This is a genomic window from Pseudomonas sp. MWU12-3103b, from assembly GCF_023100615.1.
In the GTDB taxonomy this organism is placed as follows: Bacteria; Pseudomonadota; Gammaproteobacteria; order Pseudomonadales; family Pseudomonadaceae; genus Aquipseudomonas; species Aquipseudomonas putida_A.
Genome location: NZ_JALMEY010000001.1, coordinates 763,704 through 776,564, shown reverse-complemented (window position 1 = coordinate 776,564; position 12,861 = coordinate 763,704). Strand labels below are relative to the sequence as shown.

Here is a 12,861-nt window from a genome sequence, read left to right as displayed (position 1 = left end):
CCACACCGCGGGCAGATGGCACGCAGGAAGCCCGGACTAATAAGATGGCATTGAAATCCCCCGCGTTTCGTAAAAAATTTCCGTTGTTGGTAACCGGCAGTCTGCTGGCTATGCAACCTCTGGCCAGTCAATTCGTTGTTGCCGCCGAGCAGTATGACTGCGCCGTCTCGGCAACGGGTGGCTGGGCGTGTGCGCCCAAGACGCCGGCAGCTGCATTGCCGCCGCGTCCGGTGCATGACGGCAGCGCTGTCAGCGCCGCCGGCGAAGCCCCGACCCAGAACGGTTCCACATCCGACACCGGCGCCAAGCCTGTGCTGGTCACCGAAGCCAAGGGCCGCGGTCTGAAATCCCGTAGCGAAGACTACAGTCACCTCGACTGGGTTCCGCGCGAGAAGCTCACCGCCGCCCAATTGGCCGAGACCGGTCCTTACTGCTCTGGTTCCTATATCGAACCGATTCGTCCTGGCATGAATGACAAGACGAATAAAAGTGACGCACCGACCTTTATCGGCGCCAAAGCCTCGCGCTACAACACCGAAGATCAGGTGGGTACGCTGGCCGGCGACGTGGTCCTGCGTCAGGGCAGCATGCAGGTCGAGTCCGACGAGGCCAGCCTGTACCAGGCCGAGAGCCGCGCCGAACTCAATGGCGACGTACGCATCCGCGACAACGGCGCGCTGATCGTCGGCGACCACGCCGATGTGCAGCTCGACACCGGTGAAGCCAAGGTCGACAACGCCGAATACGTGATGCACAAATCGCGCATCCGCGGTAACGCGCTGTACGCCAAGCGTGCCGAAAACGCGATCATTCGCTTGAAGGACGGCACGTACACCACGTGCGAACCGAACAGCAACGCCTGGCAGCTCAAGGGCAACAACATCACCCTGAACCCTGCCACCGGCTTCGGTACCGCGACCAACGTGACACTGCGGGTCAAGGACATTCCGATCCTGTACACGCCGTACATCTACTTCCCGATCGACGACCGTCGCCAATCGGGTTTCCTGCCGCCGACCATCGGCACCGGCAGCGATACCGGCTTCATGCTGGTCACTCCGTACTACTTCAACCTGGCGCCGAACTACGATGCCACGTTGTACCCGCGTTACATGAGCAAACGCGGCATGCTGGTCGAAGGCGAGTTCCGTTACCTGACCAAGTCCAGCGAAGGCCAGTTTGGTGCGGCGTATCTGAACGACGAAGATACCGATCGCAGCAAGCAGTCCGATTACGAAAAAAATCGCTACATGTACAACTGGCAACACAAGGGTGGTCTCGACTCCCGTGTGATGACTCAGGTTGACTACACCAAGATCAGCGATCCGTATTACTTCCAGGACCTGACCACTGATCAGATCGGTGTGAAGAGCCAAGACTTCGTGAATCAGCAAGGTTCGGTGACCTATCGTGGCGACAGCTACACCGCTCGCCTGAATGCGCAGCAGTACCAATTGGCAACCGTTTCGAACATCACGCCTTACGGCCGTCTGCCGCAGATCACCTTCAATGGTCAACTGCCGTATCACCCGGAAGGTTTGAATTTCGATTACGAGACCGAAATTGTTCGGTTCGATCGTGATCTGCAAAACGGCAACTTTACCAATGAAGACGGCACCATCTCGCCTCGCCTGGATACAAACGTTCAGGGCCTGGCGCGCGCCAACGGCGATCGTCTGAACCTGAAGCCGGGCGTCAGCCTGCCGATGAACTGGACATATGGCTTCCTGAAGCCATCGCTCAAGTACCAGTACACCCAATACCAGCTGGATCTGGACGGCACCGGCAAGTCGCAGATTGCTGCGATGACTGCTGAGCAGCAAAAGCTCAACGGCACCTTCGACAGCAACCAGAACCGTGGCGTACCGATCGCCAGCGTCGACAGCGGCCTGTACTTCGACCGCAACACGTCGTACTTCGGCAAGAACTATCGCCAGACCCTGGAACCGCGTCTGTTCTACCTGTATGTACCCAAGGTTGATCAGGAAGACATTCCGGTATTCGATACCAGTGAATACACCTTCAACTACGCGTCGCTCTTCCGCGATAACCGCTTCTCCGGCTCCGACCGTGTCGGCGACGAGAACAAGCTGTCGCTGGGCGTGACCAGCCGCTGGATCGAAGACAACGGTTTCGAGCGTCAGCGCATCAGCGTAGGCCAGGCTTACTACTTCAAGGATCGCGAAGTTCAACTGCCAGGCATCGCGTTCAAGGATCGCAAAGACGCCCAGTCCGACGTATCGCCATACGCGCTGGAATACGAATACCGCTGGAACCGCGATTGGCGCACCACTGCCGACTACAACTGGGATCCGGACAGCCGCAGCCCGCGTTCCGGCAGCGCGATGTTCCATTACCAGCCTGAAGACAACCCGAACAAGGTGGTCAACGTCGGTTATCGCTATCGCAACGACCAGGTTCGTTACGACCAGAACACCGGTAAATGGTCGGTGGGTGGTGGCGACTACGGCACGCCGGGCCAGCCTGGCTACGTGAAGGACTACTACAAGATCCAGCAGCATGACTTTTCGGTCATCTGGCCGATCGTTCCACAGTGGAGCGCGATCAGCCGCTGGCAGTACGACTACAACCGCAACCGTACGCTGGAAGCCTTCGGTGGTTTCGAATACGACAACTGCTGCTGGAAACTGCGCCTGATCAACCGTTACTGGGTTTCCTACGACGAATTCAGTCAGGAAGCTCCGCAAAACGAAAAAGGCGACCACGGCGTCTTCCTCCAAATTGTTCTGAAGGGACTCGGCGGCCTGACTGGCGCCAAGGTAGAGAGCTTCCTCGACAAAGGCATCCAAGGTTATCGTCAACGTGAAGACCAAGCTTTCTGATTCTCTGCGCCCGCTGCTGCTGGGCGCGCTGTTCCTGGGTACTGCGGCCAACGCCGCAGTACAGTCCATCGATAAAGTGGTCGCGATCGTTGATAACGACGTGGTCATGCAGAGCCAACTGGACCAGCGCGTCCACGAAGTTCAGCAGACCATCGCCAAACGTGGCGGCGGCATGCCGCCTCCAGGCGTGCTGGATCAGCAGGTGCTCGAGCGCCTGATCGTCGAAAACCTGCAACTGCAGATCGGCGAGCGTTCCGGCATCCGCATTACCGATGAAGAGCTGAACCAGGCGGTCGGTACGATTGCCCAGCGCAACAACATGACCGTGGATCAATTCCGCGCCGCCCTGGCACACGACGGTTTGTCCTATGACGACGCCCGTGACCAGATCAAGCGCGAGATGATCATCAGCCGTGTGCGTCAGCGTCGTGTGGCAGAGCGCATCCAGGTCTCCGAGCAGGAAGTGAAGAACTTCCTCGCCTCCGACCTGGGCAAGATGCAGCTGTCCGAAGAATTGCACCTGGCCAACATCCTGATCCCGACGCCGGAAAGCGCCAACTCTGATGCGATTCAGAGCGCTTACCGTCAGGCGATGGACGTTTACCAGAAGCTCAAGCAAGGCGATGACTTCGGTCAGATGGCCGTTGCCAAATCCGGCAGCGACAACGCCCTGGAAGGCGGCGACATGGGCTGGCGTAAAGCTGCGCAACTGCCACCGCCGTTCGACCGCGAGTTGAGCAGCATGGCCGTTGGCGACATCACTCAGCCTGCACGCACTCCGGGTGGTTTCATCATCCTCAAGTTGCTGGCAAAACGTGGTGGCGAAGCCCAGATGCGTGATGAGGTGCATGTGCGCCACATCCTGGTCAAACCAAGCCCGATCCGTGACGAAGCCAAGACCAAAGCCCTGGTGCAGTCGCTGTATGACCGCATCCTGGCCGGTGAAGACTTCGCTGAACTGGCGAAGAACTACTCCGAAGACCCGGGTTCGGCGCTCAACGGTGGCGACCTGAACTGGATCGATCCAAACGCACTGGTACCGGAATTCCGCGAAGTGATGGCCAAGACCCCACAAGGTCAGCTGTCCAAGCCGTTCCAGACTCAGTACGGTTGGCACGTGCTGGAAGTCCTTGGCCGCCGCGCCACCGACAGCACCGAGTCGGCTCGCGAGCAACAGGCAATGAATGTTCTGCGTAACAAAAAATACGATGAAGAGCTGCAAAACTGGCTGCGTCAGATTCGTGAAGAAGCCTACGTAGAAATCAAACTCCCTGGTGCAGACCAGGCAGCGCAGTGAAACCCAAGCGTTTCGCGCTGACACCCGGCGAACCAGCCGGCATCGGTCCCGACCTGTGCCTGCTGCTCGCCTCGCAAGCCCAGCCACACCCCCTGATTGCCATCACCAGCCGCGACCTGCTCACCGAGCGGGCCGCGCAGTTGGGGCTGGCCGTCAATTTGCTGGAGGTTGCGCCTGACAACTGGCCGGCTGTTCCAGCCCCCGCCGGTAGCCTGTATGTCTGGGACACTCCACTCAGCGCTCCCGCGGTCGCTGGACAACTGAACAAGGCTAACGCCGCCTTCGTCCTCGAAACCCTGACCCGTGCCGGCAACGGCTGCCTGAACGGCGACTTCGCCGGGATGATCACCGCCCCTGTACACAAGGGCGTGATCAACGAATCCGGCATCCCGTTCTCCGGACACACGGAATTTCTCGCCGACCTGACCCACACCGCCCAAGTGGTGATGATGCTCGCTACTCGCGGTTTGCGCGTAGCCCTGGTCACCACTCACCTGCCCCTGCGCGAGATTGCCGATGCAATTACGTCGGAACGGCTGGAGCGGGTCACGCGGATTCTGCACGCCGACCTGCAAGACAAATTCGGCATCGCCCGGCCACGCATCCTGGTCTGTGGGCTCAACCCGCACGCCGGTGAAGGCGGACACCTGGGCCATGAAGAAATCGACATCATCGAACCTACCTTAGAGCGCCTGCGCGGCGAGGGCATGGACCTTCGTGGCCCGCTGCCTGCCGACACTCTGTTTACCCCCAAATATCTGGAGCACTGCGACGCAGTGCTGGCGATGTACCACGACCAGGGCCTGCCCGTGCTGAAGTACAAAGGCTTCGGCGCCGCAGTCAACATTACCCTTGGCCTGCCGATCATCCGCACCTCGGTCGATCACGGCACCGCCCTGGATCTGGCCGGCAGCGGCAAGATCGACACCGGCAGCCTGCAGGTCGCCCTGGAAACCGCCTACCAGATGGCCGAGACCCGTTTATGACCGAGCAATACCAACACAAGGCGCGCAAACGCTTTGGCCAGAACTTCCTGCACGATGCCGGCGTCATCGACCGCATCCTGCGCTCCATCAGCGCCAAATCCGGCGACCGCATGCTGGAAATCGGCCCGGGCCAGGGCGCGCTGACCGCTGGCCTGCTCAACTCCGGTGCGCAGCTCGACGTGGTGGAACTGGACAAGGACCTGATCCCGATCCTCAACCAGCAGTTTGCCGGCAAGAGCAACTTCAACCTGCATCAGGGCGATGCGCTGAAGTTCGACTTCAACACCCTCAACGCTGCGCCGAACAGCCTGCGCGTGGTCGGCAACCTGCCGTACAACATCTCCACACCGCTGATTTTCCACCTGCTGAACAACGCCGGCATCATTCGCGACATGCACTTCATGCTGCAGAAGGAAGTGGTCGAGCGCCTGGCCGCAGGCCCGGGTGGCGGGGACTGGGGTCGTCTGTCGATCATGGTTCAGTATCACTGCCGTGTGGAACACCTGTTCAACGTCGGCCCGGGCGCTTTCAACCCGCCGCCAAAGGTCGACTCGGCCATCGTCCGCCTGGTGCCGCATGCGGTACTGCCGCACCCGGCCAAGGATCATCGCCTGCTTGAGCGTGTCGTTCGCGAAGCCTTCAACCAGCGTCGCAAGACCCTGCGCAACACCCTCAAGCAATTGATGACCGCTGCCGAGATCGAAGCCGCCGGTGTCGATGGCAGCCTGCGCCCCGAGCAACTGGACCTGGCCGCATTCGTGCGCCTGGCCGACAAGCTCGCCGAGCAGGTTCCTGCCGCCCCCGCCGCCGACTGACTGGCGATGTACGCTATCGGGCAGGACGCCACTCTGGTTTACTGCCCGATACTTGCCTAGACTGATTCCCCATCAGCTACGCCTCGCGTTCCGCTTTGCTTAAGGCCCTTTTGCATGTCCGATTCTCGTTATCAGGTCGACGTCAGTGTCGTTACCCGCTACCTGGCAGACCAATCGCAACCCGAGCACAACCGCTTCGCCTTCGCCTACACCATCACCGTGCAAAACAATGGCGCGCTCCCGGCCAAGCTGTTGTCGCGGCATTGGGTGATCACCGACGGTGACGGGCATGTCGAAGAAGTGCGCGGCGCCGGTGTCGTCGGCCAGCAGCCGCTGATCGACACAGGCAAGAGCCACACTTACAGCAGCGGCACTGTGATGACCACCAAGGTCGGCACCATGCAGGGCTCTTATGAAATGGTCGCCGATGACGGCAAGCATTTTGACGCGATCATCAAGCCTTTCCGCCTCGCTGTGCCCGGAGCCTTGCACTGATGACGACGTACGCCGTCGGCGACCTGCAAGGCTGCCTCGAACCACTCAAATGTCTGCTCAAGCAAGTGGCTTTCGACCCGAAGCTCGATCGGCTGTGGCTGGTCGGCGACCTGGTCAACCGCGGCCCGCAATCGCTGGAGACCCTGCGTTTTCTCTACGGCATGCGCGATTCGCTGGTTTGCGTACTGGGTAACCATGACCTGCACCTGCTCGCTGCGGCCAACAACATTGAGCGCCTGAAGAAGTCCGATACCCTGCGCGAGATCATTGAAGCCCCCGACGCAGCCGATCTGCTCGAGTGGCTGCGCCAGCAGAAACTCATGCACTACGACGAACAACGCGAAGTAGCCATGGTGCACGCAGGCATCCCACCGCAGTGGTCCTTGCGCAAGGCCCTGAAGTACGCGGCCGAGGCCGAAGCGGCACTGCGTGACGACAACCTGTTTCCGCTGTATCTCGATGGCATGTACGGCAATGAGCCGGCGAAGTGGGACAGCGAGCTCACGGGCGTGACCCGCCTGCGCGTCATCACCAACTATTTCACCCGCATGCGCTTCTGCACCGCCGAGGGCAAGCTCGACCTCAAGAGCAAGGAAGGTCTCGACACTGCCCCGCCCGGCTATAAGCCATGGTTCCAGCACAAAGAGCGCAAGACCCGCGGTCTGCGCATCATTTTCGGCCACTGGGCCGCGCTGGAAGGCGATGTCCGTGAACCGGGCATCTCGGCACTGGACACCGGTTGTGTCTGGGGCGGCAGCCTGACCCTGATGAACGTCGACAGCGGCGAGCGCGTGTCATGCAAATGCGATGAACACGGCGGGCTTGCGCCATCAGTCGCACCACTTATCCCCGAAACTCCGCCAGTCAGCGCCCCGCGTTAGACTGCGCACTCTGCCGAGCTACAGGAACCCGCCATGAGCGAATTCAAACGAATCCCCCCGGAACAGGCCCATGCCCTGCGTGAGCAAGGCGCAGTCGTGGTCGATGTCCGTGATCCTGCAACTTTTGCCGCCCTGCATATCAGCGGTTCGAAGCATCTGGACAACCACTCGCTGCACGCCTTCATTCAAGGCGCCGACCTCGATGCACCGACCGTTGTCGTCTGCTACCACGGCAATTCCAGCCAGGGGGCGGCCGCCTACCTGATCAGTCAGGGTTTCTCCGACGTCTACAGCATGGACGGTGGCTTCGAGTTGTGGCGTACGACTTATCCGTCGGAAACCGCGCAAGGCGCCGCCGAATAATTTTTTTGTCACGTGCAGGCCCCGGCTGCCGTGGGCCTGCGCGGGGCAGACGAACGGTCTGCCACAACTAATTACGTATCTCGCCTTTACCTCCCGAATTCCCAACTATCCTTAAGCCCAGGCCATCCAAAACAGGGGAGAGCCGGTACACCGGCGCACGGGTCATCGGGAGTGACTTTCAAGGTTGTCGACCGCGAAAGTGTTCTGGGGGGTAAACAGGCAGCCACCACGGCTGCTTGCCAGCATCGACTGAGTGATCCGGCGTCGGCTCCACGTATCGAGCGAGGTGACGTCATGAGTATCTTTAGCCACTTCCAACAACGCTTCGAGTCCACACGCCAGGAAGAACTCTCGCTGCAGGAGTACCTGGAGCTGTGCAAAAAGGACCGCAGCGCTTACGTTTCCGCCGCCGAGCGTCTATTGATGGCCATCGGCGAACCCGAGCTGCTCGACACGTCGACCAACTCGCGGCTGTCGCGGATCTTCTCCAACAAGGTGATTCGTCGCTATCCGGCCTTTGAAGACTTCCACGGGATGGAAGAATGCATCGACCAGATCGTCTCGTATTTCCGCCATGCCGCCCAAGGCCTGGAAGAGAAGAAACAGATCCTCTACCTGCTCGGCCCCGTCGGTGGCGGTAAATCGTCCCTGGCCGAGAAGCTGAAACAGCTGATGGAAAAAGTGCCCTTCTACGCGATCAAGGGCTCGCCGGTATTCGAATCGCCGCTGGGTCTGTTCAACGCCACCGAAGATGGCGCGATCCTCGAGGAAGACTTCGGCATCCCGCGGCGCTACCTGAACACCATCATGTCGCCGTGGGCGACCAAACGTCTGGCCGAATTTGGCGGCGATATCAGCCAGTTCCGCGTGGTCAAACTGTACCCGTCGATCCTCAACCAGATCGCCGTGGCCAAGACCGAACCGGGCGACGAGAACAACCAGGACATCTCGGCGCTGGTCGGTAAGGTCGACATCCGCAAACTCGAGGAATACCCACAGAACGACGCCGACGCCTACAGCTACTCCGGTGCGCTGTGCCGGGCCAACCAGGGCCTGATGGAATTCGTCGAAATGTTCAAGGCACCGATCAAGGTGCTGCACCCATTGCTGACCGCCACGCAGGAAGGCAACTACAACAGTACCGAAGGGCTGGGGGCGATTCCGTTCACCGGGATCCTGCTCGCGCACTCCAACGAATCGGAGTGGCACACCTTCCGCAACAACAAGAACAACGAAGCGTTCATCGACCGGATCTACATCGTCAAAGTGCCGTACTGCCTACGGGTCAGCGACGAGGTGAAGATTTACGACAAATTGCTGTTTAACAGCTCCCTGGCCAAGGCTCACTGCGCGCCGGACACGCTGAAGATGCTGGCGCAGTTCACTGTGCTGTCGCGCCTCAAGGAGCCGGAAAACTCCAACATCTATTCGAAGATGCGTGTCTACGACGGGGAAAACCTCAAGGACACCGATCCGAAGGCCAAGTCGATTCAGGAATACCGCGATTCGGCGGGCGTCGACGAAGGCATGAACGGTCTCTCGACCCGTTTCGCGTTCAAGATTCTGTCCAAGGTGTTCAACTTCGATCCGCATGAAATCGCCGCCAACCCGGTGCACCTGTTGTATGTGCTGGAACAACAGATCGAGCAGGAACAGTTCCAGGCCGAGACCCGCGAGCGCTATCTACGCTACCTCAAGGAATACCTGGCGCCGCGTTATATCGAGTTCATCGGCAAGGAGATCCAGACCGCTTATCTGGAGTCTTACAGCGAATACGGGCAGAACATCTTCGACCGCTACGTGCTGTATGCGGACTTCTGGATCCAGGATCAGGAATACCGCGATCCGGAGACCGGCGAGATTCTCAACCGTGTCGCCCTGAACGAAGAGCTGGAGAAAATCGAGAAACCGGCGGGCATCAGCAATCCGAAGGATTTCCGCAACGAGATCGTCAACTTCGTATTGCGCGCTCGGGCCAACAATAACGGCAAGAACCCGACCTGGCTCAGCTACGAGAAACTGCGGGTGGTCATCGAGAAGAAAATGTTCTCGAACACCGAAGACCTCCTGCCAGTCATCAGCTTCAATGCCAAGGCGAGCAAAGAGGATCAACAGAAACACAACGACTTCGTTACTCGAATGGTCGAACGCGGCTACACCGACAAACAGGTAAGACTTCTGTCCGAATGGTACCTACGGGTCCGGAAATCGCAGTAAAACAGCTACAAGCTTCAAGCTACGAGCTGCAAGAAAAAAGCATGTGAACGCTGTGCTTCTACTTGCGGCTCGCAGCTCACAACTTGAAGCTGCCCGGAGGGCCACGTATGAGCTATGTGATCGACCGACGTCTCAATGGCAAGAACAAGAGCACGGTGAACCGCCAGCGCTTCCTGCGGCGTTACCGTGATCACATCAAGAAGGCTGTCGAAGAGGCGGTCAGCCGCCGTTCCATCACTGACATGGAGCACGGCGAACAGATCAGCATTCCCGGTCGCGATATCGACGAACCGGTGCTTCACCACGGTCGCGGCGGCAAGCAGACCGTGGTTCATCCCGGCAACAAGGAATTCACTGCCGGCGAACATATCGCCCGTCCACCGGGGGGTGGCGGCGGACGCGGTCCGGGCAAGGCCGGCAATTCCGGCGAGGGCATGGACGAGTTCGTCTTCCAGATCACCCAGGAAGAATTCCTCGAATTCATGTTCGAAGACCTCGAACTGCCGAATCTGGTGAAACGCAACCTCAGTGGTACCGACACGTTCAAGACTGTGCGCGCCGGGATCAGCAACGAGGGTAACCCGTCGCGGATCAACATCATCCGCACCCTGCGCTCGGCTCACGCCAGGCGCATTGCGCTGTCCGGCAGCAGCCGTGCCAAACTGCGCGAGGCCAAAGAGGAACTGGCGCGATTAAAGCGTGAAGAGCCGGATAACTTCGGCGATATTCAGGAACTCGAAGCGGAAATCGAGAAACTCAGCGCGCGCATTCACCGCGTGCCGTTCCTCGATACTTTCGACTTGAAATACAACCTGCTGATCAAGCAACCCAACCCCAGCTCGAAAGCGGTGATGTTCTGCCTGATGGACGTGTCCGGCTCGATGACCCAGGCGACCAAGGACATCGCCAAACGCTTTTTCATTCTGCTGTACCTGTTCCTCAAGCGGAACTACGACAAGATCGACGTAGTGTTCATCCGTCATCACACCAGCGCCCGGGAAGTGGACGAGGAAGAGTTCTTCTACTCGCGGGAAACCGGCGGCACCATCGTCTCCAGCGCCCTGAAGCTGATGCAGGAGATCATGGCCGAGCGCTACCCGAGCAACGAATGGAACATCTACGCCGCGCAGGCTTCCGACGGCGACAACTGGAACGATGACTCGCCGATCTGCCGCGACATCCTGATCAATCAGATCATGCCGTTTGTGCAGTACTACACTTATGTGGAGATCACCCCGCGCGAACACCAGGCCCTCTGGTACGAATACGAACGCATCGCCGAAGCCTTTTCCGACACGTTTGCCCAGCAGCAACTGGTCTCGGCCGGGGATATCTATCCGGTCTTCCGTGAACTCTTCCAGCGCAGGTTAGTGACATGACCGCCAAAGAGCAGAAACGCCAACCCATTTCCACCGGCTCCGAATGGACGTTCGAGCTGATCCAGGCCTACGACCGCGAAATCGCCCGGATTGCGGCCGGCTATGCCCTGGACACCTATCCCAACCAGATCGAAGTGATCACCGCCGAACAGATGATGGACGCCTATGCCTCGGTCGGCATGCCACTGGGCTATCACCACTGGTCCTACGGCAAACACTTCCTCAGCACCGAGAAATCCTACAGCCGCGGCCAGATGGGGCTGGCCTACGAGATCGTGATCAACTCGGATCCGTGCATTGCCTATCTGATGGAGGAAAACACCATCTGCATGCAGGCGCTGGTGGTGGCACACGCGTGCTATGGCCATAACAGTTTCTTCAAGGGCAATTACCTGTTCCGCACCTGGACCGATGCCAGCTCGATCATCGATTACCTGGTGTTCGCCAAGCAGTACATCATGCAATGCGAGGAGCGCCACGGTATCGATGCGGTGGAGGACCTGCTCGACTCCTGCCATGCGCTGATGAATTACGGGGTCGATCGCTACAAGCGTCCGTATCCGATTTCCGCCGAGGAAGAACGCCGGCGGCAGAAGGATCGCGAAGAGCACTTGCAGAAGCAGATCAACGATCTGTGGCGCACCATCCCCAAAGGCGCGGACAAGTACAGCGACAAGGACAACGCCCGGTTCCCGGCCGAGCCGCAGGAAAACATCCTGTATTTCATCGAGAAGCACGCGCCGTTGCTGGAGCCGTGGCAACGGGAGATCGTGCGGATCGTGCGCAAGATCGCCCAGTATTTTTATCCACAGCGTCAGACTCAGGTGATGAACGAGGGCTGGGCCACCTTCTGGCACTACACCCTGATGAACGACCTTTACGACGAGGGCCTGGTGACTGACGGGTTCATGATGGAATTCCTCACCTCGCACACCAGCGTGGTGTTCCAGCCAGGCTTCGACAGCCCTTACTACAACGGGATCAACCCCTACGCATTGGGTTTTGCGATGTATCGCGACATCCGCCGCATGTGCGAAAACCCGACCGAGGAAGACCGGCGCTGGTTTCCGGACATCGCCGGTTCCGACTGGCTGTCGAGCATCAAATTCGCCATGAGCAGTTTCAAGGATGAGAGTTTCATCCTGCAATACCTGTCGCCGAAGGTGATCCGTGACCTGAAACTGTTCAGCATCCTCGATGACGATCAGAAGGACGATTTGCTAGTGCCGGCGATCCATGACGAAACCGGCTACCGGATCATCCGCGAAACCCTGGCTGCGCAATACAACCTCGGCAACCGCGAACCCAACGTGCAGATCTACAGTATCGACCGGCGCGGCGACCGCTCGCTGACCCTGCGTCACCAGCAACATGACCGCAAACCCTTGGGCGATTCCACCGACGAGGTACTGAAACATCTGCACCGGTTGTGGGGCTTCGACATTCACCTGGAAACCCTTCAGGGCGACCAGATCATGAAAACCCACCATGTACCGCCGCGAAGTGAACACAGCGAAGGCGATTACGGTCGGCTCGACTTGGCCGTGATTCATCTTTAGATGCGGCTCTGACCTCCGAAAGTCCG

The 12,861-nt window shown here is 59.3% G+C and carries 10 protein-coding genes; all 10 read left to right on the top strand.

All coding sequences use genetic code 11. The annotated features are described in order from the left end of the window. Nucleotides 1-44 precede the first annotated feature (44 nt). The 10 genes from M0808_RS03530 to M0808_RS03485 all read left to right on the top strand — a co-directional run bounded on the left by M0808_RS03530 (nucleotide 45) and on the right by M0808_RS03485 (nucleotide 12,835). On the top strand, nucleotides 45-2,843 hold the full coding sequence (locus M0808_RS03530) for an LPS-assembly protein LptD (RefSeq protein WP_247839928.1): 2,799 nt from the start codon (nucleotides 45-47) through the stop codon (nucleotides 2,841-2,843). Beyond that, nucleotides 2,824-4,140 carry a peptidylprolyl isomerase gene (locus tag M0808_RS03525; RefSeq protein WP_247839926.1) on the top strand — a complete coding sequence of 439 codons (1,317 nt, stop codon included), beginning with the start codon at nucleotides 2,824-2,826 and terminating at the stop codon, nucleotides 4,138-4,140. The genes M0808_RS03530 and M0808_RS03525 overlap by 20 nt, the downstream gene beginning before the upstream one ends. Then, nucleotides 4,137-5,126 (top strand): 4-hydroxythreonine-4-phosphate dehydrogenase PdxA, encoded by a 990-nt coding sequence (pdxA, locus tag M0808_RS03520; protein WP_247839925.1) that lies wholly within the window; start codon nucleotides 4,137-4,139, stop codon nucleotides 5,124-5,126. The genes M0808_RS03525 and pdxA overlap by 4 nt, the downstream gene beginning before the upstream one ends. Next, nucleotides 5,123-5,941, top strand: a complete 819-nt coding sequence (gene rsmA / locus M0808_RS03515; RefSeq protein WP_027610718.1) for a 16S rRNA (adenine(1518)-N(6)/adenine(1519)-N(6))-dimethyltransferase RsmA — start codon at nucleotides 5,123-5,125, stop codon at nucleotides 5,939-5,941. Before pdxA ends, rsmA begins: the two co-directional genes overlap by 4 nt. A gap of 114 nt (nucleotides 5,942-6,055) precedes the next feature. Next, nucleotides 6,056-6,436, top strand: a complete 381-nt coding sequence (gene apaG, locus M0808_RS03510) for a Co2+/Mg2+ efflux protein ApaG (RefSeq protein ID WP_134787470.1) — start codon at nucleotides 6,056-6,058, stop codon at nucleotides 6,434-6,436. Further along, the gene (locus M0808_RS03505) at nucleotides 6,436-7,317 is read left to right on the top strand and encodes a symmetrical bis(5'-nucleosyl)-tetraphosphatase (protein ID WP_027610716.1); all 882 of its coding nucleotides are present in this window, start codon (nucleotides 6,436-6,438) and stop codon (nucleotides 7,315-7,317) included. The genes apaG and M0808_RS03505 overlap by 1 nt, the downstream gene beginning before the upstream one ends. 33 nt (nucleotides 7,318-7,350) lie before the next feature. Next, nucleotides 7,351-7,680 (top strand): thiosulfate sulfurtransferase GlpE, encoded by a 330-nt coding sequence (gene glpE / locus M0808_RS03500; protein ID WP_098965914.1) that lies wholly within the window; start codon nucleotides 7,351-7,353, stop codon nucleotides 7,678-7,680. Nucleotides 7,681-7,974: 294 nt separating this feature from the next. Then, a complete protein-coding gene (locus M0808_RS03495; protein ID WP_003228848.1) occupies nucleotides 7,975-9,897 on the top strand; it encodes a PrkA family serine protein kinase in 1,923 nt (640 codons plus the stop codon). A 107-nt stretch (nucleotides 9,898-10,004) separates the two neighbouring features. Further along, nucleotides 10,005-11,276: a YeaH/YhbH family protein gene (locus tag M0808_RS03490; RefSeq protein WP_003228849.1), complete on the top strand. Its 1,272-nt coding sequence runs from the start codon at nucleotides 10,005-10,007 to the stop codon at nucleotides 11,274-11,276. Further along, nucleotides 11,273-12,835, top strand: coding sequence for a SpoVR family protein (locus tag M0808_RS03485; RefSeq protein ID WP_027610714.1), 1,563 nt, complete (start codon nucleotides 11,273-11,275; stop codon nucleotides 12,833-12,835). The genes M0808_RS03490 and M0808_RS03485 overlap by 4 nt, the downstream gene beginning before the upstream one ends. Nucleotides 12,836-12,861: the final 26 nt, after the last annotated feature.

Coding starts and splice junctions, on each gene's coding strand:
- M0808_RS03530 (WP_247839928.1), top strand. CDS start 45: ATGGCATTGAAATCCCCCGCGTTTCGTAAAAAATTTCCGTTGTTGGTA.
- rsmA (WP_027610718.1), top strand. CDS start 5,123: ATGACCGAGCAATACCAACACAAGGCGCGCAAACGCTTTGGCCAGAAC.
- apaG (WP_134787470.1), top strand. CDS start 6,056: ATGTCCGATTCTCGTTATCAGGTCGACGTCAGTGTCGTTACCCGCTAC.
- M0808_RS03505 (WP_027610716.1), top strand. CDS start 6,436: ATGACGACGTACGCCGTCGGCGACCTGCAAGGCTGCCTCGAACCACTC.
- glpE (WP_098965914.1), top strand. CDS start 7,351: ATGAGCGAATTCAAACGAATCCCCCCGGAACAGGCCCATGCCCTGCGT.
- M0808_RS03495 (WP_003228848.1), top strand. CDS start 7,975: ATGAGTATCTTTAGCCACTTCCAACAACGCTTCGAGTCCACACGCCAG.
- M0808_RS03490 (WP_003228849.1), top strand. CDS start 10,005: ATGAGCTATGTGATCGACCGACGTCTCAATGGCAAGAACAAGAGCACG.
- M0808_RS03485 (WP_027610714.1), top strand. CDS start 11,273: ATGACCGCCAAAGAGCAGAAACGCCAACCCATTTCCACCGGCTCCGAA.